The following is a 24351-nucleotide window of genomic DNA, read 5'->3' as shown; positions in this document are numbered from 1 at the left end:
CCGGTCAGGCGTCCAGCAGCGGGGCCAGGTAGCGGCGGGCGAAGGCCCGGGCCTGGTCCTCGTCCTCCATCTCGATGCAGCTGGCGGGGTTGAGCAGGAAGGACACGGCGACCCGCACCATCAGCTCGGCGACCGGACGCGGGTCCTCGTCGGGGCGGCCCTCGGCCTGTTGTGCGCGGCGCAGATGGACCGTCAGGTACTCGACGGTGGCGGAGAGCGAGGAGCTGCCCTGCACGGTCAGGTAGGGCAGCACCACTTCGGGTTCGAGACGCAGCAGGCCGCCGAAGAGCGGATGGGCGCGGGTGTGGCGCAGGGCCACCACGAACCCCTCGACGACCCGCTCCTTCATGGTCGGCAGCGCCGCCACCGCCGCGTCCAGCCGCTGGAAGAACCGGCTGAGCTCGCGCAGCAGGGTGTCCTCGACCAGCTTGTCCTTGGTCTGGAAGCGCCGGTAGACGGTGACCCGGGAGACCCCGGCCCGCTTGGCGACGTCGTCCACGGAGGAGCGGCGCAGACCCAGCAGGGTGAACTGTTCCAGTGCCGCGTCGAGGATCCGCAACGCCATGCGGTCCTCCGGCTCCGGCCGGTCGAGGGCCCGGGCGAGCCACGAGTCGTTCGTGTCAGTTCTCATGGTGCTCCTCACGATACCGGCGAACACTTCCCTGAGATACTGGGAAACATCTATCGTATCTCTGTAACCCACTTGTGTGCCCGACCCTGACCGAGCCGCCGACCGGCACCCGGATCCCGGAGGACCTGATGGGCAGTCGACTCACCGAGGAACAGGCCGCTTTCGCCGCGGCCGTGCGCGATTTCGCCAAGCGCGAGTGCGGCACCCGAGAGCAGCGCGACGCGCTGGCAGGGGACGGCCGCGAGGCCCACCACCCCGAGTTGTACGGAAGGCTCGCCGAGCTGGGCTGGCTCGGGGTGTGCCTGCCCGAGGAGTACGGCGGCTCCGGCGGCGGACTGGCCGACGCCTGCCTCTTCCTGGAGGAGACCTCGTACGGGATGGTCCCGTGCGGGGGTTTCGTCACCACCGTCATCACCGCGAAGGCGTACGAGCGGTTCGGCACGGAGCGGCAGCGGCGCGAGGTGCTCACCGGGGCGGTGCACGGCGATGTCCTGGCCATCGCCATGTCGGAGCCCGGCGCCGGGTCCGACGTCGGCGCGCTGCGCTGCCGCGCCCGGCGGGAGGGGGACGGCACATGGGTGATCGACGGCCAGAAGACCTGGATCTCCAACGCGCACTGCGCGAAGAGCATTCTGCTGGTGGCCCGCACCGGTGAGGACAAGCACGGCGGTCTGACCATGTTCCATCTGCCCGCCGATACCGCGGGCGTGGAGGTGCGGGGCATCGAGACCATGCGCGGCCGGGAGGTCAACGACGTCTTCCTCACCGGCGTACGGCTGCCCGCTGACGCCGTCGTCGGTGAAGTGGACGGCGGATGGCGGCAGTTGATGGCCGGCCTGAACTACGAGCGGCTCTTCCTGGCCGCGAACATGCTGGGCCTGGCCCGCCGCGCCTTCGACGACACCGTCGCCTACGTCCGCGAACGCGAGCAGTTCGGGCGGCCCGTGGGTTCCTTCCAGGCGCTGCGGCACCGGATCGCCGATCTCGCCACGGAGATCGAGTGCACCCGGCTGCTGGTGCGCGAGGTGGCGCTGGACTGCGACGCGCGGCCGGACCGGCTGTTCCCGCGCGAGGCGTCCATGGCCAAGCTGAAGGCGACCGAGATCGCCAAGCGGGCCGCCCTGGAGGGCATGCAGATGATGGGCGGCTACGGCTACACCACGGAGTTCGACATGGAGCGCCATCTGCGGGCCGCGGTCGTCTCCACGGTCTACGGCGGGACCAGCGAGATCCAGCGGGACGTCATCGGCAGGACCTACGGCCTCTGAGACGGCCGGACACGGAAGCCGCCCGCCCCCGGACAGGGGGCGGGCGGCCGTCCTTCGTGCGGGGGAAGCGCGGGGTCGCGGAAGGAACGCGGCCCGGCTCAGTCCTCGTAGAGCCCGGTCAGCGCGTCGGCGTACTTGTCCCGGATGACCCGGCGCCGCATCTTCAGCGACGGAGTCAGCTCGCCGGTCGCCGGGCCCCACTCCTCCGCCAGCAGCTCGTACCGCTTGACCTGCTCGGTGCGGTTGAGCCGGGTGTTGGCGGCGGCCACCGCGCGGTCCACCTCCGCCCGGACGGCGGGGTGCCGCACCAGCCCGGCCGGTCCCCCGTCCGCCCGGACGCCGTTGGCCGCGGCCCAGGCGGGGGCGGCCTCCGGGTCGAGCACCAGCAGGGCGACGAGGTAGGAGCGGTTGTCGCCGTGCACCATCGCCTGGCCGATCAGCGGGTGTTCCTTGAGCGCGTTCTCCACCAGGGCCGGCGAGACGTTCTTGCCGGTGGAGGTGATGATCATCTCCTTCTTCCGGTCGGTGAGCCAGAGGTAGCCGTCCTCGTCGGTCCGGCCGATGTCGCCGGTGGCCAGCCAGCCGTCGGCGTCCAGGGCGGACCGCACCGAGCCGTCCGGCCGAAGGTAGCCGGAGAAGACGGAGGAGCCCCGCACCAGGATCTCGCCGTCCTCGGCGGTACGGATCTCCACGGACTCCACCGGGCGTCCCACCGAGCCGATCCGGAAGCCGGTCTTCGGGCTGTTGCTGGTGGCCACGCCGGTGGTCTCGGTCAGCCCCCAGGCGTCCATGATGACGATGCCGAAACCGGCCCAGAACCTCACCACGTCGACCGACATCGGCGCCGACGCGCTGGCCGCCCAGGTCACCCGGTCCAGACCGCCCGCGGCCAGCAACGGCAGCAGTACGTCCTCGCGGGCGCGGACATAGCGGTCCTCGAGCTCGGCGGGCGGCGTCTCGCCCCGCTCGCGGTACCCGACGTGCTCGCGGGCGACCTCGAACGCCCGGTCGATGACCGTCCGTTGCTCGGCCGGCATCAGCGAGAGGACGGCCCGTACGGCGGCGGACAGTTTCTCCCAGATCCTCGGCACGCCGAAGAACTGCGCGGGGCGCACCTTGCGCACCACCTCGCCGACGCGCGTCGGGTCGGCGCAGAGGTGGACGTGCGAGGCACGGTGGCAGGGCAGGTAGATGCCCAGCATCCGCTCGGCGATGTGGGCGAACGGCAGGTAGCAGATGTGCTCGACGTGCGGGGGAAGCTCCACCACGGCGTCCAGCGCCAGGGCGTTGGACATCACCTCGCGGTGGGTGAGGACGACGCCCTTGGGCTCGCCGGTGGTGCCGGAGGTGTAGACGACGGTCAGCGGATCCTCGGGGCGGGCGGTGTCCAGTTCCTTGGCGAACCGCTCCGGCGCCGGCTCGCGGAGCAGGGCGGCGTACGGGACGTGGCCGCCCTCCGCGCCCGCCTCGGCCACCACCAGACGCTCCAGCGGGGTGTCGGTGTCGGCCAGCAACGGCTCCCACACGGCGACCTGCGCCGCCCCCTCGACGACGGCGAGGCGGGCCCGACAGTTGCGGGCGATGTGGGTGATCTGCTCGGGGGCCGCGGTGCCGTAGACACTGACCGGGACCGCGCCGAGGCGGACCAGCGCCAGGTCCGACAGCCAGTGTTCGGGCCGGTTGGACATCATCATCAGCACGTGGTCGCCTCGGCCGACGCCGAGGGCCCGGTAGCCGGCGGCGAGGCTCCGGGTGTGCTCGTGGATCTCCGCCCAGCGGAGCGTCGTCCAGTCGCCGTCGCCGTCCGGGTCCGCCGACTGCCAGGAGAGGCCGGGGAGTTGCGGGTACTCGCGTGCGTTTCGGGCCAGTAGCTGCGGCAGGGTCCGGCCGGCCGGGTCGTCGGACAGGTCGCCGGTGGTGCGGGGTGCTGATGTCATCGGGGCCTCCTTGCGGGTCGGAAGGGAACATCTGGGGAGACCGGGGCGCTGGAATGCCCCTGCCGGCGTGTCGGGCGGAGCTGGGGGGAGGTGGGGGCCGCCCGTGGGTCCGGTCGGCCGGGGACGGAGAACCCCGCCCACGGAACCGGCCGGTACTCAGGAGATACGCGACGCCACAGCCCCCGGAGCGGATGCCGGCCGGAGACGGACGGCCCCGCCCACGGAACCGGCCGGTGCTCAGGAGATACGGAACGTCGCGGGTCCTCGGAGCGGGTCAGGAATCGGTGAAGGTCTCGCCCCGTTCGGCCTTGCGCAGCAGCAGTTCGGGCGGGGCGAAGCGCTCGCCGTGCTTCGTGGCCAGTTCACGCGCGCGGGTCACGAAGCCGGGCAGGCCGCCGTCGTAGCCGTTGATGTACTGCAGCACGCCGCCCGTCCACGGCGGGAAGCCGATGCCGAGCAGCGAGCCGATGTTGGCGTCCGCCACCGAGGTCAGCACGCCCTCCTCCAGGCAGCGCACCGAGTCCAGCGCCTCGACGAAGAGCATCCGCTCCACCATCTCGGTCAGGTCGGCGGGCTGCTTCACGGGGTCCGTGAAGTGCTCGCGCAGCCCCGGCCAGAGCCCGGCGCGCCTGCCGTCGACGTAGTCGTAGAAGCCCGCGCCGCCGGACCGTCCGGGGCGGCCGAACTCGTCGATCATGCGGTCCACCACCGCGTCCGCGGGGTGCGGCTCCCAGCGGCGGCCCGACGCCTCGGCCGCACGGCGGGTCTCCTCGCGGATCCTGCGCGGGAGGGTGAGGGTGAGTTCGTCCATCAGGCTGAGGACCTTGGCCGGGTAGCCGGCCCGGGCGGCGGCCTGCTCGACCGAGGCGGGCTCGATGCCCTCGCCGACCATGGCGACGCCCTCGTCGATGAAGCGGCCGATGACCCGGGAGGTGAAGAAGCCGCGCGAGTCGTTGACCACGATCGGCGTCTTGCGGATCTGCCGCACCAGGTCGAAGGCGCGCGCCAGGGCCCCGTCCCCCGTCTTCTCGCCCTTGACGATCTCCACCAGCGGCATCCTGTCGACCGGCGAGAAGAAGTGCAGGCCGACGAAGTCCTGCGGCCGCTGCACCCCCTTGGCGAGGACGGTGATGGGCAGGGTGGAGGTGTTGGAGCACAGCAGCGCGTCGGGCGCGACGACCTCCTGTATCTCCTGGAACACCTTGTGCTTGAGGCCGGTGTCCTCGAAGACCGCCTCGATCACCGCGTCGCAGCCGGCCAGGTCCCGGACGTCGGCGGTCGGGGTGATGCGGGCCAGCAGGGCGTCGGCCTTCTCCCGCGTGGTGCGACCGCGCGACACGGCCTGGGCGCACAGCTTCTCCGAGTAACCCTTGCCCTTGGCCGCCGCCTGTGCCGACACGTCCTTCAGCACGACGTCGATCCCGGCCAGCGCGCAGGAGTGGGCGATGCCCGCGCCCATCATGCCCGCGCCGAGCACGGCCACCTTGGTCACCCTGCGCGGCTCGACGCCCCGGGGACGGCCGGCGCCGGAGTTCACGGCCCCCAGGTCGAAGAAGTACGCCTGGATCATGTTCTTGGTGATCTGCCCGGTGACCAGTTCCGTCAGGTACCCGGCTTCCACCACGAAGGCCGTCTCCACGTCCACCTGGGAGCTCTCCACGGCCGCCGCGAGGATGTTGCGCGGGGCCGGGTAGGGGGCGCCACCCGTCTTCTTCCTCAACATCGCGGGGAGGGCGGGAAGTCGGGCCGCCAGCTGCGGACTCGAGGGGGTGCCGCCGGGGATGCGGTACCCGGGGGCGTCCCAGCGCTGCGTGGACTCGGGGTGGGCGTCGACGAACGCCCGTGCTTTGGCGAGGAGTTCGTCCGGGTCGGCGGCGATCTCGTCGACCAGGCCGGCCTCCAGGGCGCGCGCCGGTCCGTACCGGGTGCCCTCCAGGAGGACCTTCCGCAGGGCGTCCGCCACACCGAACATACGGACCGTGCGGGTCACTCCCCCACCGCCGGGCAGCAGTCCCAGGGTGACTTCGGGAAGCCCGACGCGGGCGGCCGGGCCGTCCAGCAGCACGCGGTGGTGGCAGGCCAGGGCGATCTCGTAACCGCCGCCCAGCGCCGCGCCGTTGATCGCGGCGACGACCGGCTTGCCCAGTGTCTCCAGGACGCGCAGCGAGCGCTTGACGCGCATCCCGGCCTCGAAGGAGGCCTCCGCGGTCCCGGGAGTGACGGAGATCAGGTCGCGCAGGTCGCCGCCGGCGAAGAAGCTCTTCTTGGCGGAGGTGACGATGACGCCCCGGAGGGTCTCGCGGTGTTCCGCCAGCCGTGCCGCGACGATGTCCAGCGAGTCGATGAACGCGGCGTTCATGGTGTTGGCGGACTGGTCCGGGTCGTCGAGGACGAGGGTGACCACGTGGTCGTCGGACTCTTCCCAGCGGATGGTGGTGCTCTCGGTCATGAGGAAGTCTCCGTGAGTGAGGTGGCGGGTCGCCGGGATTCAGAGGCGTTCGACGACGGTGGCGATGCCCATGCCGCCGCCGACGCACAGCGTGGCCAGCCCGTACCGCTTGTCCTGGCGCTCGAGTTCGTCGACGAGGGTGCCGAGGATCATCGCGCCGGTCGCGCCGAGCGGGTGCCCCATGGCGATGGCGCCGCCGTTGACGTTGACCCGGTCCGGGCTCAACCCCATGTCCTTGACGTAGCGCAGGACGACGGCGGCGAACGCCTCGTTGATCTCGACCAGGTCGATGTCGTCGACGGTCAGGCCGGCCTTGGCGAGCGCCTTGCGGGAGGCGGGCGCGGGCCCGGTGAGCATGATGGTGGGGTCGGCCCCGGAGACCGCGGCGGAGACGATCCGGGCCCGCGGGGTCAGGCCGTGACGCCCGCCGGCCTCCTCGCTGCCGATGGCGACCAGGGCGGCGCCGTCGACGATGCCGGAGGAGTTGCCCGCGTGGTGGACGTGGTCGATCCGCTCCACCCAGTGGTACTTCTGCAGTGCCACCGCGTCGAAGCCTGCCAGTTCGCCGAGGTCGGCGAAGGACGGCTTCAGCCTGCCCAGCGATTCCGCCGTCGTGCCGGGCCGCATGTGCTCGTCCCGGTCGAGGACCAGCCGCCCGCCCCGGTCCCGCACGGGGACGACGGAGCGGTCGAAGCGTCCTTCCTTCCACGCGGCGGCGGCCCGATCCTGGGAGAGCGCGGCGTAGGAGTCCACGTCGTGCCGGGAGAAGCCCTCCAGGGTGGCGATCAGGTCGGCGCCGACGCCCTGGGGGACGAAGCCGGTGTCGTGGTTGGTCCGCGGGTCCAGCGCCCAGGCGCCGCCGTCACTGCCCATCGGGACCCGCGACATGGACTCCACGCCGCCCGCCAGGACCAGGTCCTCCCAGCCCGAACGGACCTTCGCCGCGGCCATGTTGACGGCTTCGAGACCGGACGCGCAGAAGCGGTTCTCCTGGACGCCCGCCACCGTCTCCGGCAGACCCGCGAGGACGGCGGCGGTGCGGGCGATGTCCGCGCCCTGGTCGCCCAGGGGGCTGACCACGCCGAGGACGATGTCGTCGATCGCCGTCGGGTCGAGGTCCGGGAAGCGGCGGAGGGTCTCGTGGATCAGGCCGACGACCAGGTCGACCGGCTTGGTGCCGTGCAGGGCCCCGCCTGCCTTGCCGCGACCGCGCGGGGTGCGGATCGCGTCGTACACGTACGCTTCGGTGGTCACCTTGGGTGCCTTCCGGGTCGGGTCTGGAGGAGGCCGCGAACGCGACACGGGTGTGGTCGGGGAGGTCGGTCGGCGCTCAAGCGAGCAGGGAGCGGCCGATGATCTCCTTCATGATCTCGGTGGTGCCGCCGTAGATGGTCTGGATGCGGCCGTCGACGAACGCCCTGGCGACCCGGTACTCGGTCATGTAGCCGTATCCGCCGTGGAGTTGCAGACAGCGGTCGGCGATCCGCTTCTGCAGTTCGGTGGCCCACCACTTGGCCATCGATGCGTGTACGGCGTCGAGTCCGCCCCGGCTGTGTTCGGTGACGCAGCGGTCCAGGAAGGTGCGGGTGACCGCGGTCTCGGTGGCCATCTCGGCGATCTCGAAGCGGATGTGCTGCAGCTTGGCCAGCGGCCTCCCGAACGCCTCGCGTTCCTTCACGTACCGCGTGGTGACGTCCAGGATCTCCTCGGCCGCGGCGGCGGCGCCGACCGCGATGGCCAGCCGTTCCTGGGCGAGGTTGCCCATGAGGTGGGTGAAGGCCCGGTTCTCCTCGCCCAGCAGGTTCTCCTTGGGGACGCGTACGTCGTCGAAGAACAACTCGGCGGTGTCCTGGGCCTTCTGGCCGATCTTGTCGAGGTTGCGGCCCCGTTCGAAGCCCTCCGTGCCGCGCTCGACGACGAGCAGGCTCTGCCCGCCGCTGCCGCCCTCGGGAGTGGTGCGGGCGACCACGACGACGAGGTCGGCGAGGATGCCGTTGGAGATGAAGGTCTTCGTGCCGCTGAGCAGGTAGTGGTCGCCCCGGTCGGTGGCGGTGGTGCGGATGCCCTGGAGGTCGGAGCCGGCGCCGGGTTCCGTCATGGCGATGGCGGTGACGAGGTCGCCGGAGACGAATCCGGGCAGCCAGCGGCGTTTCTGCTCCTCGGTGGCGAGCCGGGTCAGATAGGGGCCGACGATGTCGTTGTGCAGGCTCAGGGCGAGCCCGGAGGCACCCGCGCGGGCGAACTCCTCGATGAGGACGGCGCTGTACCGGAAGTCGTCGGTCCCGCCGCCGCCGTACTCCTCGTCGACGGCCATGCCCAGCAGGCCCTGGCGGCCCGCCGAGCGCCACACCTCGCGGTCGACGACGCCGTCCTTCTCCCAGCGTTCGTGGTGCGGGGCCACCTCCTTGGCGAGGAAGGCGCGGACGGTCTCGCGGAAGGCCTCGTGGTCGGGGCCGTACAGGTCGCGTTCCAAGGTCACAGCCAACTCCTCACGTGCTCGATCAGCCGGGCGGGATCGGGACCGACGGGGGTGACATTGAGCATGGTGACGCCCGCCTCGCGGAACACCTCGACGCGGTCGCGGACATGGCCCTCGGGGCCGGCCAGGCAGAGGAGCTCCAGCAGTTCGGCCGGTACGGCGGCCTCCGCGTCCTTCTTGCGGCCCGCGAGGTAGTGCTCCTGGATCGTGGCGGCGGCGGACTCGTAGCCGTAGGAGCAGACCAGGTCGTGGTAGAAGTTGCGGCCGGGTGCGCCCATGCCGCCGACGTAGAGGGCGACGGTGGGGCGCATCAGGTCACGGACGGCCTCGGCGTCGTCGCCGATGGCCAGCGGGCCGCCCGCCACGACCGAGAGCGGGCCGAGCGCGGGGTCGCGCCGTGCGGTGCCCTCGGCGAGCGGTCCGCCCCAGACCTTGGCGGCGTGTTCGGGGACGTAGAGGAACGGCAGCCAGCCGTCGGCGAGTTCGGCGGTCATGCGGACGTTGGCCGGGCCGAGCGCGGCGACGTACACGGGGACGGTGTCGCGGACCGGGTGGTTCAGCAGTTTCAGCGGTTTGCCGAGGGTGCCGCCCTTCTCGGCCGGCAGGGGCAGGTCGGTGATGCCGTGGTGCTCGATCACCTCGCGCCGCCAGATCCGCCGGGACAGCTCGATCACCTCGCGGGTACGGCCCAGCGGGCGGTCGTAGCGGCGGCCGTGCCAGCCCTCGACGACCTGGGGTCCGGAGGCGCCGACGCCGAGGATCGCGCGTCCGCCGGTGAGGGCGTCGAGTCCGGCCGCGGTCTGGGCGATCAGCGCGGGGCTGCGGGAGTAGACGTTGAGGATCGCCGAGCCGATCCGCATCCGCTCGGTCTTCGCGGCGAGGTATCCCATGACCGTCGGGGAGTCGAAGCCGTAGGCCTCGGCCACCCAGACGGCGTCGAGCCCCGCGGACTCCAGGGCGGCGGCCCGGTCCGCGGCGGCGCGCGGGTCGCCGGCGTACGTCAGGGGTGAGGAGAGTTCCATCAGCGGTGGTCCTCGATCAGTTCGGGTACGTCCCAGTCGCGGGCCACGTCGGTGGTGTGCGCGCCGGGGGCGGCCGGGGGGAGGCGGAGGGTGCCGGGGGTGCCGGAGAAGCGGGGGGCGGGGGCGGGCTGGGTGATGCCGTACGCCTTTGTGTAGGTGCCTCGTCCGGTCAGGTGCCCGTGACCGGCCGCCTCGTGCAGCGAGAGCACGGGCGCGACGCAGGCGTCGGTGCCTTCGAAGAGAGCCGTCCACTCCGCACGGGTGGCGGTCTTGAACCGGGCGGTGAACACGGCGCGCAGCTCGGGCCAGTTGCGCGGGTCGGCGCGGTCCGGCAGGTCCTCGCCGACCAGGCCGAGCAGGGAGACGAACACCGTGTAGAACTGCGGTTCCAGGGCTCCGACCGCCATCCAGCCGCCGTCGGCGGTCTCGTAGACGCCGTAGTGGGGGCAGCCGCCGTCGAGCAGGTTGCGACCGCGGGCGTCCTGCCAGGTGCCCTCGGCGAGCATGCCCCAGAACATGGCCGTGAGGTGTGCGGTGCCGTCCACGATCGCGGCGTCCACCACCTGGCCGCGGCCGGTGGCGCGGGCGGTGAGCAGCGCGGCGAGGACGCCGGTGGTCAGGTAGAGGGAGCCGCCCGCGTAGTCGCCGAGCAGGTTGACGGGGACGGCGGGTGGCCCGTCCGGCGTGCCGATCATGGACAGGGCGCCGGCGGTGGCGATGTAGCCGATGTCGTGCCCGGCCAGGGAGGAGAGGGGTCCCCGCTGGCCCCAGCCGGTCATCCGGCCGTACACCAGCGCGGGGTTGCCGGCCATGCACTCCTCGGGGCCGACCCCGAGCCGCTCCGCGACACCGGGCCGGTACCCCTCCACCAGGATCTCGGCGCGCGCCGCCAGCGCCCTTACCGTTCGCGGCCCTTCGGGTGACTTGAGGTCGACCAGGACGGAGCGCTTGTTGCGGTTGGTCACGTCACGGGCGGGATCGCCGCCGAGCGGCGAGGGACCGGGGCGGTCCACGCGCACCACGTCGGCGCCCAGGTCGGCGAGGAGCATCACGGCGAACGGACCGGGGCCGATCCCCGCCAGTTCGACCACGCGCACGCCGTCCAGCGGGCCCGCCATGCGGCGGCCGGGTGGGTCGGGAGGGTGCTGGCTCATGGGTTCCTCTCTCGGTGCGCGGCGGGCTCGCCGCCGCTCGACCGGGACCTTACTGAGCGTTCGCTAAGAACGTAGGAGAGCGCGGGCGGACGGTCAACTACCCGAACTGCGGGAGTTTTTGCGGCCCCGCACCGGGGAAGTGACATCGAGCCGGACGCCGGTCTCCCCGTTTCCCTGATCGATCGCTAAGCTGCCGGAAGGAGATGACGCGGACTCACGGCCGTACGATGTCGCCGATCGCCGCCCGTCTTGAGGAGAGCCGTTGAGCACCGAGCCGAGCCAGGACACCACGCCCTCGACGGAGCACTGGCGCTCCTACGGGCCGCTCGACCTGCACCCGATCCTGGTCCACGCCATGGAGGCCTTCAACGAGCACGGCTACCACGGCACTTCGGTCCGGGACATCGCCGGCCGGGTCGGCGTCACCGTGCCCGCGCTGTACTACCACTACGAGAACAAGCAGGCGCTGCTGGCCACGCTCCTCGAGACCTCCATCAAGGACGTCCTGGACCGCTGCCGGACCGCGGCCGGGGAGGCCGGGGACGATCCGCTGGCGCGGTTCTGCGGCATGGTCGAGTCGATCGTGCTCTACATGGCACACCGTCAGCAACTGGCCTTCCTGGACACCGAGATCCGCAGCCTGGAGCCGCAGAACCGGGCCCGCTACGTCGCCCTGCGCGACTATCTCCAGCACATGCTGCTGGACACGGTCGAGGCGGGCCGTGCCCGTGGCGTGTTCACCACGCCGGTCCCGGCCGACGCGGTGCGTGCGGTGCTCATCATGTGCCAGGGGGTCGCCAACTGGTTCCGCGAGGACGGCCCGCTCACCGCGGAGGAGGTCGCCGAACGCCATGTGCTGCTGAGCCTCGGCACCGTGGGCCACCCCGGCGCGGTCACCGGAGACCCCGCCCTCGCACTCCCGCGGCACTTCTCCCCCGCGCGGACCCGGGCCTCCCGGGGTCCGGCTCCGCGCGCCTCCCGGTGACGCGGCACGGCACCGCCGTACGGCCCCACCGGCCGCATCCCCACGTTCCACCCCCATGGTTCCAGCACCGACGAGAGGACAGCCCACATGGACGTGCTCGAGGCCCGCGCCCGGTTCCAGGAGCTCCGGGAGAAGGACGGCCCGGTCGACCCTTCCGAACTCGACGAGATCTGGGCGGTGCTGGCGACCGTCCGCCCCGAGGAGATCCTCGGTGAGTGGAAGGGCGGCGAGTTCGACACCGGCCACCCCCTCAACGGCACGCTGGCGAAGGCCGGCTGGTACGGCAAGACGTTCGCCGCCGTCCACGACGCCAAGCCGCTGATCTGCCGGAACGAGAAGGGCGAGCTGTACTCCAACCGCGAGCTCGGCATGGGCGAGGCCAGCCTGTGGACCGTCGAGTTCCGCGGCGAGTCGACGGCCACCATGGTCTACGACGGCCGGCCGGTCCTCGACCACTTCAAGCGGGTGGACGACACCACACTGATGGGAATCATGAACGCCAAGGGCGTCCCCGCCGAAGGCCCCTTCTACTACTTCTTCCTCCATCGCGCCCCCGATGCCCCGCACGGGGCTCCCCGTACCGAAGAGGGCTCGTGAGGCGTGTCCGCGCCGCGGTCACCGAGGCGCCGGGCGCCCCGTTCACCGTCCGGGACGCGGACCTCGAGGACCCGCGGCCGCACGAGGTGCTGGTGCGGATGACCGCGGTCGGCGTCTGCCACACCGACCTGGGGATGCGGGACACCTGGCCCCGGCACCTCACCCCGATGGTCTTCGGCCACGAGGGCGCCGGCCGGGTCGAGGCGGTGGGCACGGAGGTGACCGGCCTCGTACCGGGGGACCATGTCTGCCTCACCTTCGCCAGTTGCGGCGCCTGCGAGCAGTGCGCGGCGGGCCATCCGGCCTACTGCCACGCCGCGCGGGCCCGGAACTTCTCCGGTGGACGCGACGACGGCACCACCCCGCTCTCCCTCGACGGCGCACCGCTGCACGCCGGCTTCTTCGGCCAGTCCAGCTTCGCCACGCACGCCGTCGTCCACGAACGCGGCGTGGTCAAGGTGCCCTCCGGCCTGCCGGCCGCGGTCGCCGCGCCGCTGGGCTGCGGCGGCCAGACGGGCGCGGGCACCGTGCTCAACCGGCTGCGCCCCGGACCGGGCTCCTCGCTGGTCGTCCTGGGTGCGGGCGGGGTCGGGCTGAGCGCGCTGATGGCCGCGGTGGCCGTGGGCTGCGACCCGGTGGTGGCCGTCGACCCGGTCGCCTCCCGCCGTGTCCTGGCCACCGGACTCGGCGCCAAGGCGGCCCTGGCCCCCGGGGACGGCCTGGTGGCGGCGCTGCGCGACCTCACCGGCGGTGGCGCGCACCACGTCGTCGAGACCACCGGCCGTCCGGAGATGGCCCGCCGGGCCGTCGGCGCGCTGCGCCCGCGCGGCGAACTCGCCCTCCTCGGCCTCGGCGGTGAGGTGACGTTCGACATGACGGCCCTGCTCGCCAAGGGCGTCCGCGTCCACGGGGTGATCGAGGGGGACTCCGACCCCGGCCGCTTCATCCCCGAGCTGATCGGCCTGCACAGGCGCGGCCTCTTCCCGGTCGAGCGGCTGGTCACCACCTTCCCGTTCGAGGACATCGGCGCGGCTGTGGCCGCCATGGGGGACGGCAGCGTGGTCAAGCCGGTGCTCACCTTCGCCTGAACCTTCACCCGGCCGGCCGCTCCGGCACCGGGAACGGCGGTGCCGGACGGCGTGCCCGCTCGCGTCCTGCCGGTCCGCGCCGAGGGAGCCCGGCCTGCTGACGGCGTGTGATTGACTGATCGGCATGGCTCCCGCCTCCCCGCCCGCCCGTCCGGCCGCGGCCACCCGGCCCCGCAACCGCAAGCAGCTCATCGTCGACGCGGCCGGGCGGGTCTTCAGCGAGCGCGGCTACCACAAGGCGTCCATGGAGGAGGTCGCCGCCGGTGTGGGGATCACCGCGACCGCTCTGTACCGGCACTTCCCGAACAAGTACGCGCTGTTCGCCGCGTGCGCCCACGTCATGGTGGACGGGCTGGTCGCCGCGCTCGACGAGGTGCCGTCCGGGGCGTCCCTGACGGACGTGCTCACCGCCGTCACCCGGGTCACCGTCGCTCATCGCGCGTCGGGCGGCGTGTACCGGTGGGAGGCCCGGTACCTCGACCGTGAGGACCGCCGGCGTCTCGCGGTGAAGTTCGGCCGTCTCGTCGAGCGGGTCGACGAGGCGGTGCAGCACGAGCGCCCGCTGCCCGACGAGCGACTGCGGGCCATGGCGGCCCTCGGTGCGATCGGGTCCATCACGATGCACCGCACCTCCATCGCCGGGCGCCGGGCCGAGGAGCTGCTGCTGGCGTCCGCGCTGCGGGTGGCCGCGACCGATCCGGCGGCGGGCCGGCCGGGCACGCGCCCCGTCGAGCTGCCCGCCCGGCCGGTGCCGCGCACACGGCGCGCGGAGATCCTCGCGGCCTCCGTCCCGCTGTTCGCCCGGGACGGATTCGCCAACGTCACGAACGGACAGATCGCTCAGGCGGTGGGGCTGACCCCGTCCGCGCTCTACCGGCACTACCCCGGCAAGATCGACATCCTGGCGGCGGCATGCCTCCAGGCGGCGGGGCTGCTGGCCCAGGGTGTGGAGCGGAGTCTGCACGAGGTGGCCGGCCCGCACGACGCCGTCGTCATGCTGGCGGCGACGTATGTGGCCTACAGCTTCGAGTACACCGAACTCAACAGCGTCGCCGAGGCCGAGCTCGCCGGCCTGCCGGCCGACCTGCGGCGGCCCCTGCTCCTCGCCCAGCGGGAACACATCGCCGTCTGGGAGCAGCAGTTGCGGCTGGTCCGTCCGGAGCTGGACCCGCGCCAGGCCCGGGTGCTGGTGCACGCGGGGTTCGGTGTGGTGGTCGAGGCGGGACGCAGACTGCGGTGGCGGGACAGCCCCGGCCGTCGTGCGGCGGTGACCGCTCTGGTCGTGGGCGCTCTGGGTCTCTGAACGGCCGCCGGAACCCGGCAGCGGCGAGGCTCCGCGCCGGGAGGCGCCTCGTGCGGGAGCCACCTGGTGCCCGCCCCTCGGTCCGTCTGCCGCGGGGCGGGCACGGGCGGGACCGGTTCGGCGGCTCAGCCCGGCCTGTTCCCGGTGGGGATCGTGATGGGGGTGGTGGTCCCGGAGGAGCCCTTGTTGAGGAACAGCATGGCCAGGGCGCGCACGAACTGGTCGAACATGTAGAAGGTGCCGGGCATGACGGGCGACAGCCCCTCACGGAACAGGATGAACGCCGGCCACGCGGTGCGGACCAGGGCCGCCGCCGCGTAGTCGCGCTTCAGTCCCAGCCAGTCGCCGACCTCGTCGCTGAGGACGTAGCGCACGAACTCGTTCAGGAACCCGCGTGTGACGCCGAGGTCGATCTGCGCGGTCAGGCCGAGCAGTTCCTCGGCCAGCTCGATGCCCTCGGTCGACGGGGTGAGGATCGGGGTGAGCACCTGCGCCGACTGCTTCTCGGCGGCCGCCCAGGTCCTGGGGATGTGCTCGTACGGCACACCGAGCAGGTGGACGGCGACCTGCCACGAGTGCAGGAACGCCTCCTGGTCCGCCGCGGGGTACGGGATCCTCCAGTCGAGCAGCTTCCGGTGCACGTAGGTGCCCAGGCTGTGGAAGGTGACGAGGATGTCGGCGGCGCTGATCGGAACGGTCTCGTCGGCGACCGCCCGCCAGTGCGGCGACTGCGGCAGCAGGTGACGTACCGCGGCGTGCACCACGCGCGTCTTGTTGGCGGTGACGACGAACTGTCCCGTCGGCTTGAAGGCTCCCAGCTGGGACAGGTCGTAGCCGAACGTGAACGTCTTGGCCGCGCGGTCCTGCATGTCGGCGCCGCCCGCGGACCAGTAGACGCTCTTGGCCTCGCGCGGGATCACGGTGCTCATGATGCCGCTGCCGAGGCCGTACAGCATGAAGAGGTACGTGTCCTTGCGCCGGTTGAAGTCGGCGGCGCGGGCCAGCTTGACGGGGTCGGCCCAGGAGGGCAGCTGGTTCACCTGTCGCAGGTACGCGGCGAATTCGGCCGGCAGGCCGCCGGGCAGCGGGTCGTCGTTGTTCACCCACGACGCCCACGCGGTGTTGATCGCCGGAACGTGTCCGTCGTCGAGCATCGAAGCCATCAGGGGGTCCGCCGCGTCGTCCCAGATCCACTCCGGACCGGTTCCCGCGGCGGCCCCCGTCACCGAGCCCTCCGACGCCCACGCCCGGACGGGGTTCGCCACGCCCACGAGGCCGAGTGCGACACCTAGTGACAGCGCCTTTCGCCTGCTGAGGTTCTCCATTGACTTACCTGCTTCCCTGATGGGCCAGATGGTTCCAGATGCCTTCGCAGACTTGCCGGTTGCGCGACCAATGCGTGATGGACCTCGTCGCACAGATGTGATTTTCGATTAACATAGCGAGGTGCGTTGCTGTCGGCAATGGTCATGACAGAAGGCTCGTCACCGATGTCGGCCCACGGCCCGCCGGCTCCTCTCCGACGCGACGTGCTGACGACGGGTTGTGCCCGAAGTGGCCGCCGGTCGACGCGGCCGGGGGCTCGGACCGGGCCCGGCGGCCGGGGGCCCGGCCGCCGGACGGTCGCTCAGCCGTGCGTCACGACAGGTGACGCACGCTGGTCAGCGGGTGTAGCGGATGGCCGGCCGGGCCGGCCGCTTCATGTCCTGTCCGATGAAGTAGCCGGTCCACGGCGGCTGGTTGTAGGCGACGTTCTGCCAGGCCACCCCGAGGCGGTACTGCGGGTCGTGCATCAGGGTGCGCAGCCGCAGGTCCGTCTCGGCGGTCGTGGTGTAGATCCGCAGCGCCGACTCGTCCTGGGCGCGGTAGATCACCTCTTCGCGCCAGTCCCCGTACAGGTCTGCCTGGAGCACGGGGTTTCCCTTGGTCCAGTTGTTGGTGTACACGCCCTCGGGCTGGAAGACGGTGTTCTGGGTGCCGGTCCTCGCGTCCCACTTGGCGACGTACGGCCGGCCCGCCGGGTCGGTCGACTCGTTGAAGTCGTGGTCGAGGATCTCCCGTAGGGGGTCGCCGTCCCACCAGATCATGTGGTTGGCCGACGGGATGGACGTGCCGAGCAACGTGCCGTCGGCCGCCCTCAGTTCGCCCTCGCGCGAGTTCCAGGCGCCGGTCGCGGTGACCGCCCACGCTTCCGCGCCCGCATGGGCGGGGTCGATGTCACCGGCCGCCGCGCGTCCGATGTCCCTGGTCGCGGGCATGTCGTAGAGGATCTCGCCGGTGGCCGCGTCCCGGAACGTCGCTCCGCGGTTGCCGGAGGCCGCCATCGACTCGTGGGCGGCGAAGACCTCCAGGCCGGGGCGGTTCGGGTCGAGGTCGGAGACGTGCAGGGAGTCGCCGTGGCCCAGCTCGGTGTTGTACAGCGGCGATCCGTCGTCGTCCACGGTGAGCGAGCCGTAGACGATCTCGTCCTTCGCGTCGCCGTCCACGTCCGCGACCGACAGGTTGTGGTTGCCCTGGCCCTTGTACTCGGCGCCCAGGTCGTCGGAGTCGAACGCCCAGCGCTGCTTCAGCTTCTCGCCGTCGAAGTCGAAGGCGGTCAGGGTGGTGCGGGTGTAGTAGCCGCGAGCGAAGACGACCGAGGGGCGCTCGCCGTCCAGGTAGGCGACTCCGGCCAGGAAGCGGTCGACACGGTTGCCGTAGCAGTCGCCCCAGGCGCAGGTGTCGCCCCGCCCGGGAACGTGGTCCACGGTGTCGACGGCGGCACCGGTCCTGCCGTCGAAGACCGTCAGGTACTCCGGGCCGGTCAGCACGTAGCCGCTGCTGTTGCGGTGGTCGGCCGCCGGGTCGCCGATCACGGCGCCGGTGCCGTCGACCGTGCCGTCGGCCGTCTTCACCGTCACCTCGGAGCGGCCGTCGCCGTCGAGGTCGTAGACCATCAGCTGGGTGTAGTGCGCCCCGGCGCGGATGTTGCGGCCCAGGTCGATGCGCCAGAGCCGCTCGCCGTCCAGGGTGTATGCGTCGAGGTAGACGTTCCCGGTGTAGCCGCTCCGGGAGTTGTCCTGGGAATTGCTCGGGTCCCACTTCTGGACGATCTCGTACCGGCCGTCGCCGTCGAGGTCGCCGACGCTCGCGTCGTTGAGGTGGTAGGTGTACGACTGCCCGGCCGGCGTGACACCGCCGGCGGGCCGGTCGACCGGGATCTCCCGGTACTGCTGGGACCAGACGCCGAACCTGTCGGTGCGCTCGGTGACCCGGCTGCCGCGCAGGACCTCGACCCGGTAGACCGAGTCGGCGGTGCCGCGCGGGTCGGTGAGGCTGGTCGCGCCGCGGACCGGGGTGCGGGTGATGCGGCGGCCGTCCCGGTAGACGTGGAAGGCGACGCCCTCCGGGTCCAGGCCGAGCATCCGCCAGCCGACGAAGACACCGTCCTCGGTCCGCACGGCGACCGGCGCCCGGTCGAGGTTCTCCATCTGGCGCAGCGGCCGGTCGGGCCGGTGGCCGCCGGAGGCGGAGGCGGGACCGGTGAACGCGGTGGCGGCCAGGGACAGGACGGCGATACAGACGGCGATCAGCCGGAAGCGGGACCGGCCGGTCGCGGTGACCGCGGTGCGTCCGGCACGGGGAGTGCCGGGAACGGTGGATTCCCTGCCCATACGGGTGCTCCTTTGCTCGTCGGACAAGAGGTCTCGCAGAAGTGAATCGATTCAACGATCGGCCGTCCGAGTCTGGCGACGACCGATCGGCAGGGTCAACCCGCGTGTTCGTGCGGGTAGTTTCGAAACATTGCGAGCGGGATCCGGATGTCGGACGTGAGCGCGGGCTCGGCGAGCGGGTCGAGGTCGCCCGCGGCAGCGGCGCCCCGGCCGTGCCGGATCGGGCCGGCGGGCCGGGGCGCTGCTGCCTTGCCGAGTCGGCCGTCAGTGGCCTGCGGTGACGCCGGAGAGTTCGTTCGTGCTCTTCGGCAGGGTCACCGACGCCAGTTTCTCGCCGGTCTCGATGTCGACGGCGTGGAGTCCCCGCTCGCCCGGTTCGGAGACGTACGCGGTGTGGTCGCGGACGAAGAGGGTGGGCCTGGGCTGCTGCCAGTCCAGCGGCTCCTGCCACGCGTCGACGACGGGGATCTTCCTCTCCACCTCGCCGGTCCCGGGGTCGATGACGTGGAGGGTGCCGTTCGTGCCGAGGACGAGCGCCTCGCCGTGCGGTCCGCGTCCGAGTGAGCGGAAGGAGTAGCTGGTGCCGAGGTCGACCAGGCGCAGCTTCGCGGTCCTGGTGTCGATGAGGGAGATGCGGGTGGGCCGCTCCAGTTCGGCCTCGGGGTCGGTCTTGTAGTCGCCCAGGAGGACCGGCGAGGTGTCGCTGCCCGCCTGGTTGCCGATGCGGCCGTAGTCGTCGGGGGCGTCGACCTTGGTGAACTCGCCGTCCTTGTAGATCAGGACGCCGTCCTCGCAGCCGACGGCGACGGCCTCGCCCTGGGCCGCGGCCTCGCCGTGGACGCCGGGGCAGCTCTCGTTGCGCGCGATCTCCTTGTCGTTCTTGTCCAGCACCAGCGCGCCGGTGCGCTTCTCCTCGGTGCCGAGGGTGGTGAGGAGTTCGCCGTCGGCCAGTTCGATGGCGACGCCGTGGTGTGCCTCGGCGGAGGTGTAGGTGCGTCCTTCCGGCTTCTTGCCGCCGGCGAGGTCGGCGGGGTCGAAGACGTTGACCTCGCCGGTGCCGTCGGTGAAGAGCACCGTCCTGCCGGCGTGCCGTACGACGTGTCCGGGCTTGGTGCCCTTGTACTCGATGTCGGTGAGGGCTTGACCGGTGGCATTCAGCACGCGGAAGCCCGCGTCGGTGGAGACGATGACGTGGTCGTCGTCTCCGGCGGGGTTGACCCGGTTGAAGCCGGGCAGCTCGATGGTCCCGGTGAGTTCGAGGCTCTCGCCGTCCAGGATGTACAGGCCCCCGTCGAAGGTGGCGACCAGCGGGTCCTTGACGTCGCCGGCGGGTGTGGCGCCGGGCGTCGTCTTCGCCGCCTTCGTGTCGGACGAGGCACCGTCCCCTCCCCCGCAGGCGGTCAGGACGGCGGACACCGCGAGGGCGAGGGCCGTACCGGAGACGGCTCTGCCGCGTATCGACTTGTTCACTGTGTGTGTTCCCTTCCGGCCGCGCGGACGCGGCGTCGGTGTGGTGGTGGGTGGTGGGTGGTGTCGGCCGGTCGTGCCGGCCCGGCACGGTGGCGCGGGTTCAGCCGGTGGTCAGGCCGTCGGTCATGGCCTCGGTGTTGGCGCGCATCATCCGCAGGTAGGTGTCGGCGCCCCCGTCCTTCCCGGTCAGCGACTCGGAGTGGAGCTCGACGACGCGTACCCCGCCGCCGAGTTCCGTGCGCAGGACCTCGGCCAGGCGGGTGGGCCGGGAGGAGTCGGCGAAGACGGTGCGCACGCCCGCCTCGCGCATGGCCTCGGTGAGCGAGCGCAGGTCGGAGGAGCTGGGTGAGGCCAGGGTGGTGCCGCTGGGGACGACCGCGCCGATCACCCGGAAGCCGAAGCGGTCGGCGAGGTAGCCGAAGACGTGGTGGTTGGTCACCAGGGCGCGCCGGTCCTCGGGTATGCCGTCGAAGGACTTCTCCATCCAGGTGGTGAGGTCGGCGAGTTGTGCGTCGTAGCGTTCGGCGTTGTCCCGGACCGCCTCCTCGTCGACGCCGTCCACGTTCTCGATCACCTGGTCGGCGATCAGGCCGGCGGCTTCGCGCACGCGGTCGGGGTCGGTCCAGAAGTGCGGGTCGGGCTGTCCGGCCTCCTCCGCGGGACCTCCGTCGGCCTGCTTCCGGAAGGTGAGCGGGTCCACCGCCCTGCCGGCCTCGAAGGTGGCGACGCCGGACTCGTGGGCGGCCTCCACGTGCCGCAGTACGTTCTCCTCCAGGCCCAGGCCGTTGAAGACCACCAGGTCGGCGCGTTCCAGTTCGGCGGCCTGCACGGCCGACAGGCCGAAGGAGTGCGGGTCGGTATCGGGCTTCATCAGTACGGTGACGTCGGCCTCGTCGCCGACGACCTCGCGGGTGATGTCGCCGAGGATGTTGGTCGTCACCACGACCCGGGGCCGCTCGTCGCCGCTCGTGCAGGCGGTGGCCGTACCCGCGCAGACGAGGACGATCAGGGCCGCCAGGAGGCCGCGCAGCCGCAGAACGGTTCGCCTCGGTGTCGTCATCGTCCGGTCTCCACCATCAGCGCCGGCTTCATGTCCAGGTCGAAGGTGCGGGCGACGCGCAGGCCGTCGTTGTAGTCGATCTCGTGCACGCGGCCGCCTTCCGGGTCGTTGAGGTAGGCGCGGCTGCGGTCGACCTCGATCACGGGTCCGCGTCCGCCGGTGCCCGCCCGCGGGTCTCCGGTCAGGAGCCGCTCGGTCCGGGCGACCTGCTCGCCGGTGGCGGTGTCGTAGCCGTGCAGTGCTCCGTCGGTCTCCAGGACGAGCAGCGGGGAGCCCTCTCCGGCGGTGTTGGCCGCGACGACCGGGCCGGTCTCCACTCGGGTCCACGTGCGTTCGGTGACGTCCAGCACCCATACGGCCCGGTCCCCGGCCGGTGCGGTGAGGGTGTCGCTGCCCGCGCGGTGGCGGAAGGACGACGCCCGTTCCCCCGCGGGCAGGTCGCGGCCGTACGGGATCCTCTCGGCCGTGAAGTCCCCGTCGTCCTCGCGGATCAGCAGGGCGCCGTCGGCGCAGCCGAAGACGACGCCGCGCCGGGTGACGGCGTCGCCCGCCGGGTCCTCGCAGGTGGCGTCCGGGGACTCCACGCGCCCGCCCTCACGGTCGTACACCGCGACCTTCGGCGTGCCGCCCTGCCCGTCGCCGGTGAGGGTCAGCAGGTGTTCCGCGTACGGCACCACCGCCCCGGCGTGGGTTCCGGGGAGCGTGCGGGGGGAGCCGACGCGGCCCTCCTCCAGGTCGGCCCGGCGGTGGACCGTGGCCCGGCCGTCCTCACCGGTCACCGCGGTGACGGCCGCGTCGCCGCGCACCCGCGCGCCCGAGCCCGCCGGGAACCTGCCGGCGTCGCGTATCGCGGCGCGGTAGTAGTGCACGTGGTCGCCGTGGTCCACCGTCCAGGTGCCGGCGTCGAGGACGCGGGTGCCGTCCGGGGTGGGGAAGTAGCCGAACCGGCCGTCCGTGGTGAGTTCCGCGGTGCCCGTCGTCCGGGACTCCTCGTGTGTCCTGCCGGTGATCAGGTCAAGTACGCGGGTGTCTCCGGTGTCCGGGTCGTTGAGCACCAGCCGTGACTGCTGCTCGGCCGCCTCCTGTGCTCCTTCGACGTACCCGTGCGGGGTGGCGGCGGCCGTGGAACCCGCTTTCGGGGAGGACGTGTCGTCGTCCTGCCCCGCGCAGCCCGCGGTCAGCAGCGCGAGGGCCACGAACGCGGCCGGTGCCCCGGCAGTGACGTTTTTTCGGACGAACAAGGACATCGCCTCTCAGGTCTTTCTCAGTCGATCGCCGACGGACGGACGCCGGCCGGGTGTGTGCGGCGGTGGCGGATGCCGGATGCCAGGTGGGAGAGGAAGAACAGGCTCACGGCCAGGGCGGAGACGGTCGCGCCGGCGGCGGTGCCCAGGTGCCAGGACAGCAGCAGGCCGACGAAGGTGGCGGTCACGCCGAGCAGCGCCGCGAGGACCATCACGCCCCGCACGCCGCGCGCCCAGGGCAGCGCGGCCGCCGGCGGAGCGATGAGCAGGCCCAGCACCAGCAGCGTCCCCACGATGTGGAAGGAGGCGACGATGGCCAGCGCCAGCAGGCCGAGCAGCACCGCATGGGCCAGGCGTGGACGCAGCCCGAGCGTCCGGGCCTTGCGCGGGTCGAACGCCAGGGCCAGGAAGGCGCGGTGGCCGAGGACCGAGACGGCCAGGGCCAGTACGAGGGCCACGCCCAGCAGCGCCAGGTCCTGTTCGCGCACGGCGAGGACGTCACCGAAGAGGAAGCCGGTCAGGTCCACCGCGAAGGACTGCGACCGCGACACGATGATGACGCCGAGCGACAGCATCCCCACGAACAGCAGCCCGATACCGGTGTCCTGGGACAGCCGCGGGGTGCGGTTGAGGGCGGTGACACCGGCCGTCATGACCGCCGCGCTCAGCAGCGCCCCCACCATCGGGTTGCCGCCCAGCAGCGCGGCGAGCGCCACTCCGGGCAGCAGCCCGTGCGACATGGCGTCACCGAGGAAGGCCATCCCCCTCAGCACCACCCATGTGCCCGCCAGGGCGCAGATCGCCGACACCAGAATCCCGCCCCACAAGGCGCGTTGCACGAAGGTCGCCTCGAAAGGGGCTGTCAACCACTCCATGCGAGCACACTACAATGAAAATCATGTTCAAAAAATCCGGCCTCCCCTCCCCCGCCCCCGAGGGCACTGCCTCCCGCATCCGCCTGACCGAGCTGTCCGCGGGCTACGCCGGCCGCCCGGTCCTTCATCAACTCACGCTCGAAATACCGGCGTTGGCCACCACCGCACTCATCGGCCCGAACGGCAGCGGGAAGTCGACCCTCCTCGGCGTCCTGGCCGGCGTGATCCGGCCCACATCGGGGGAACTCCGCCACGACGGCAACCGGCCTCCGGCGTTCGTCCCGCAGCGCGGCGCCATCGGTGACACGCTGCCCCTGACGGTCAGGCAGACGGTGGAGATGGGGCGCTGGGGCGAACGCGGCCCGTGGCGCCGGCTGACCCGGCGGGACCGCGCCACCGTGGACACGGCCATGGAGCGGCTGGACATCACCGACCTGGCCGCGCGTCAACTCGGAGAGCTGTCCGGCGGCCAGCGACAGCGCGCCCTGATCGCCCAGGGACTCGCCCAGGAGTCGGACCTGCTCCTGCTCGACGAGCCGACCACCGGACTCGACCCCGAGGCCAGGGAGCGCACGGCGGCGCTGCTGGCGGAACTCGCCGCCGACGGCGTGACCGTCGTCCACGCCACGCACGATCTGGACGCCGCCCGCTCGGCCGACTCCTGTCTTCTGCTCCGCGAGGGGCGCCTGGCGGGACAGGGGAACCCCGAGCGGCTCCTCACCCCTTCGACGCTCACCCAGACCTGGCAGCCGGCCTGAGGCGCCGGCGGCCCCACACGGCTATCGCACATGAAAACCGTTGTCGTATGCTGATGGCGCCCTGACGCGGCGCCGCGGCCGACGGCCTCCGGCCCGGTCGGGGCGCTCCCCTGCCCACCGGCGGCGCGTTCGGTGCCGTAGGACCGTCCCGACCGAGAGGAACCCCCCATGGCCGTGCCCAAGCGCAAGATGTCCCGCAGCAACACCCGCCACCGCCGCGCCCGGTGGAAGGCGAGCGCGCCCAACCTGGTGCCGGTCACGGTGGACGGCGTGACCCACCGGGTACCGCAGCACCTCGTGCCCGCCTACCGGCGCGGCCTGCTCCGCCCGGAGGGCTGACCTCGACGCCCTCGCGGCGCCTGCCCGCCGCCGTGCCGC

Annotated in this window: 20 protein-coding genes; 7 read left to right on the top strand and 13 right to left on the bottom strand. The window is 72.2% G+C overall.

Features of this window, described 5'->3' with window-relative positions; all coding sequences use genetic code 11:
* Positions 1-4: 4 nt before the first annotated feature.
* A complete protein-coding gene (locus ACFV5H_RS11120; RefSeq protein WP_385050932.1) occupies positions 5-631 on the bottom strand; it encodes a TetR/AcrR family transcriptional regulator in 627 nt (208 codons plus the stop codon).
* Between the two features lie 128 nt (positions 632-759).
* Between ACFV5H_RS11120 and ACFV5H_RS11115 the strand changes: the two genes are divergently transcribed.
* Positions 760-1899 (top strand): acyl-CoA dehydrogenase family protein, encoded by a 1140-nt coding sequence (locus ACFV5H_RS11115; protein ID WP_385050934.1) that lies wholly within the window; start codon positions 760-762, stop codon positions 1897-1899.
* A 98-nt stretch (positions 1900-1997) separates the two neighbouring features.
* Here ACFV5H_RS11115 and ACFV5H_RS11110 read toward each other — a convergent pair whose 3' ends face one another.
* The 6 genes from ACFV5H_RS11110 to ACFV5H_RS11085 form a co-directional block, all read right to left on the bottom strand.
* Positions 1998-3836, bottom strand: a complete 1839-nt coding sequence (locus ACFV5H_RS11110; protein ID WP_385194174.1) for an AMP-dependent synthetase/ligase — start codon at positions 3834-3836, stop codon at positions 1998-2000.
* Between the two features lie 274 nt (positions 3837-4110).
* A complete protein-coding gene (locus tag ACFV5H_RS11105; protein WP_385194172.1) occupies positions 4111-6285 on the bottom strand; it encodes a 3-hydroxyacyl-CoA dehydrogenase NAD-binding domain-containing protein in 2175 nt (724 codons plus the stop codon).
* 39 nt (positions 6286-6324) lie between these two features.
* Entirely contained in the window at positions 6325-7539 is a 1215-nt protein-coding gene (locus ACFV5H_RS11100; protein ID WP_385194169.1) for an acetyl-CoA C-acetyltransferase, read from the bottom strand.
* A gap of 76 nt (positions 7540-7615) precedes the next feature.
* On the bottom strand, positions 7616-8764 hold the full coding sequence (locus ACFV5H_RS11095) for a long-chain specific acyl-CoA dehydrogenase (protein WP_385194167.1): 1149 nt from the start codon (positions 8762-8764) through the stop codon (positions 7616-7618).
* Positions 8761-9786 (bottom strand): LLM class F420-dependent oxidoreductase, encoded by a 1026-nt coding sequence (locus tag ACFV5H_RS11090; protein WP_385050943.1) that lies wholly within the window; start codon positions 9784-9786, stop codon positions 8761-8763. Before ACFV5H_RS11090 ends, ACFV5H_RS11095 begins: the two co-directional genes overlap by 4 nt.
* Entirely contained in the window at positions 9786-10940 is a 1155-nt protein-coding gene (locus ACFV5H_RS11085) for a CaiB/BaiF CoA transferase family protein (RefSeq protein ID WP_385050945.1), read from the bottom strand. Before ACFV5H_RS11085 ends, ACFV5H_RS11090 begins: the two co-directional genes overlap by 1 nt.
* A 262-nt stretch (positions 10941-11202) precedes the next feature.
* Between ACFV5H_RS11085 and ACFV5H_RS11080 the strand changes: the two genes are divergently transcribed.
* The 4 genes from ACFV5H_RS11080 (at position 11203) to ACFV5H_RS11065 (ending at position 14913) form a co-directional block, all read left to right on the top strand.
* On the top strand, positions 11203-11925 hold the full coding sequence (locus tag ACFV5H_RS11080; RefSeq protein WP_385194165.1) for a TetR/AcrR family transcriptional regulator: 723 nt from the start codon (positions 11203-11205) through the stop codon (positions 11923-11925).
* A gap of 87 nt (positions 11926-12012) precedes the next feature.
* Entirely contained in the window at positions 12013-12522 is a 510-nt protein-coding gene (locus ACFV5H_RS11075) for a DUF4334 domain-containing protein (protein ID WP_385050949.1), read from the top strand.
* Positions 12519-13610: an NAD(P)-dependent alcohol dehydrogenase gene (locus tag ACFV5H_RS11070; RefSeq protein ID WP_385194163.1), complete on the top strand. Its 1092-nt coding sequence runs from the start codon at positions 12519-12521 to the stop codon at positions 13608-13610. Before ACFV5H_RS11075 ends, ACFV5H_RS11070 begins: the two co-directional genes overlap by 4 nt.
* A 124-nt stretch (positions 13611-13734) precedes the next feature.
* The gene (locus ACFV5H_RS11065; RefSeq protein WP_385050953.1) at positions 13735-14913 is read left to right on the top strand and encodes a TetR/AcrR family transcriptional regulator; all 1179 of its coding nucleotides are present in this window, start codon (positions 13735-13737) and stop codon (positions 14911-14913) included.
* Between the two features lie 125 nt (positions 14914-15038).
* Here the strand turns inward: ACFV5H_RS11065 and ACFV5H_RS11060 are convergent, their stop codons facing one another.
* The 6 genes from ACFV5H_RS11060 to aztB form a co-directional block, all read right to left on the bottom strand.
* Positions 15039-16238 (bottom strand): oxygenase MpaB family protein, encoded by a 1200-nt coding sequence (locus ACFV5H_RS11060; RefSeq protein WP_385194161.1) that lies wholly within the window; start codon positions 16236-16238, stop codon positions 15039-15041.
* 336 nt (positions 16239-16574) lie between these two features.
* Complete coding sequence (locus ACFV5H_RS11055) at positions 16575-18566, bottom strand: rhamnogalacturonan lyase (protein WP_385194159.1); 1992 nt, start codon at positions 18564-18566, stop codon at positions 16575-16577.
* A 264-nt stretch (positions 18567-18830) separates the two neighbouring features.
* Complete coding sequence (aztD, locus tag ACFV5H_RS11050; RefSeq protein ID WP_385194157.1) at positions 18831-20036, bottom strand: zinc metallochaperone AztD; 1206 nt, start codon at positions 20034-20036, stop codon at positions 18831-18833.
* A 100-nt stretch (positions 20037-20136) separates the two neighbouring features.
* Positions 20137-21096, bottom strand: coding sequence for a zinc ABC transporter substrate-binding protein AztC (aztC, locus tag ACFV5H_RS11045; RefSeq protein WP_385194155.1), 960 nt, complete (start codon positions 21094-21096; stop codon positions 20137-20139).
* Entirely contained in the window at positions 21093-22343 is a 1251-nt protein-coding gene (locus ACFV5H_RS11040) for a hypothetical protein (protein WP_385194152.1), read from the bottom strand. The genes aztC and ACFV5H_RS11040 overlap by 4 nt, the downstream gene beginning before the upstream one ends.
* 17 nt (positions 22344-22360) lie before the next feature.
* Positions 22361-23215 carry a zinc ABC transporter permease AztB gene (gene aztB / locus ACFV5H_RS11035; protein WP_385194150.1) on the bottom strand — a complete coding sequence of 285 codons (855 nt, stop codon included), beginning with the start codon at positions 23213-23215 and terminating at the stop codon, positions 22361-22363.
* A 14-nt stretch (positions 23216-23229) separates the two neighbouring features.
* Between aztB and aztA the strand changes: the two genes are divergently transcribed.
* Positions 23230-23973, top strand: coding sequence for a zinc ABC transporter ATP-binding protein AztA (gene aztA, locus ACFV5H_RS11030; protein ID WP_385194148.1), 744 nt, complete (start codon positions 23230-23232; stop codon positions 23971-23973).
* Positions 23974-24141: 168 nt separating this feature from the next.
* On the top strand, positions 24142-24312 hold the full coding sequence (rpmF, locus tag ACFV5H_RS11025) for a 50S ribosomal protein L32 (protein WP_383348357.1): 171 nt from the start codon (positions 24142-24144) through the stop codon (positions 24310-24312).
* The last annotated feature ends 39 nt before the right edge of the window (positions 24313-24351 follow it).

It is taken from the genome of Streptomyces sp. NPDC059787, assembly GCF_042732315.1.
Classification (GTDB): domain Bacteria; phylum Actinomycetota; class Actinomycetes; order Streptomycetales; family Streptomycetaceae; genus Streptomyces; species Streptomyces atrovirens.
The sequence above is the reverse complement of the archived record's forward strand: the minus strand, read 5'-3'. Positions and strand labels throughout refer to the sequence as shown.

What these genes read in the sequence shown, in the direction of transcription:
- ACFV5H_RS11060 (WP_385194161.1), bottom strand. Translation starts at nt 16,238, where the DNA reads ATGGAGAACCTCAGCAGGCGAAAGGCGCTGTCACTAGGTGTCGCACTC.
- rpmF (WP_383348357.1), top strand. Translation starts at nt 24,142, where the DNA reads ATGGCCGTGCCCAAGCGCAAGATGTCCCGCAGCAACACCCGCCACCGC.
- ACFV5H_RS11075 (WP_385050949.1), top strand. Translation starts at nt 12,013, where the DNA reads ATGGACGTGCTCGAGGCCCGCGCCCGGTTCCAGGAGCTCCGGGAGAAG.
- ACFV5H_RS11055 (WP_385194159.1), bottom strand. Translation starts at nt 18,566, where the DNA reads ATGGGCAGGGAATCCACCGTTCCCGGCACTCCCCGTGCCGGACGCACC.
- ACFV5H_RS11105 (WP_385194172.1), bottom strand. Translation starts at nt 6,285, where the DNA reads ATGACCGAGAGCACCACCATCCGCTGGGAAGAGTCCGACGACCACGTG.
- ACFV5H_RS11090 (WP_385050943.1), bottom strand. Translation starts at nt 9,786, where the DNA reads ATGGAACTCTCCTCACCCCTGACGTACGCCGGCGACCCGCGCGCCGCC.
- ACFV5H_RS11115 (WP_385050934.1), top strand. Translation starts at nt 760, where the DNA reads ATGGGCAGTCGACTCACCGAGGAACAGGCCGCTTTCGCCGCGGCCGTG.
- ACFV5H_RS11110 (WP_385194174.1), bottom strand. Translation starts at nt 3,836, where the DNA reads ATGACATCAGCACCCCGCACCACCGGCGACCTGTCCGACGACCCGGCC.
- aztB (WP_385194150.1), bottom strand. Translation starts at nt 23,215, where the DNA reads ATGGAGTGGTTGACAGCCCCTTTCGAGGCGACCTTCGTGCAACGCGCC.
- ACFV5H_RS11040 (WP_385194152.1), bottom strand. Translation starts at nt 22,343, where the DNA reads ATGTCCTTGTTCGTCCGAAAAAACGTCACTGCCGGGGCACCGGCCGCG.
- aztA (WP_385194148.1), top strand. Translation starts at nt 23,230, where the DNA reads ATGAAAATCATGTTCAAAAAATCCGGCCTCCCCTCCCCCGCCCCCGAG.
- ACFV5H_RS11065 (WP_385050953.1), top strand. Translation starts at nt 13,735, where the DNA reads ATGGCTCCCGCCTCCCCGCCCGCCCGTCCGGCCGCGGCCACCCGGCCC.
- ACFV5H_RS11085 (WP_385050945.1), bottom strand. Translation starts at nt 10,940, where the DNA reads ATGAGCCAGCACCCTCCCGACCCACCCGGCCGCCGCATGGCGGGCCCG.
- ACFV5H_RS11120 (WP_385050932.1), bottom strand. Translation starts at nt 631, where the DNA reads ATGAGAACTGACACGAACGACTCGTGGCTCGCCCGGGCCCTCGACCGG.
- aztC (WP_385194155.1), bottom strand. Translation starts at nt 21,096, where the DNA reads ATGACGACACCGAGGCGAACCGTTCTGCGGCTGCGCGGCCTCCTGGCG.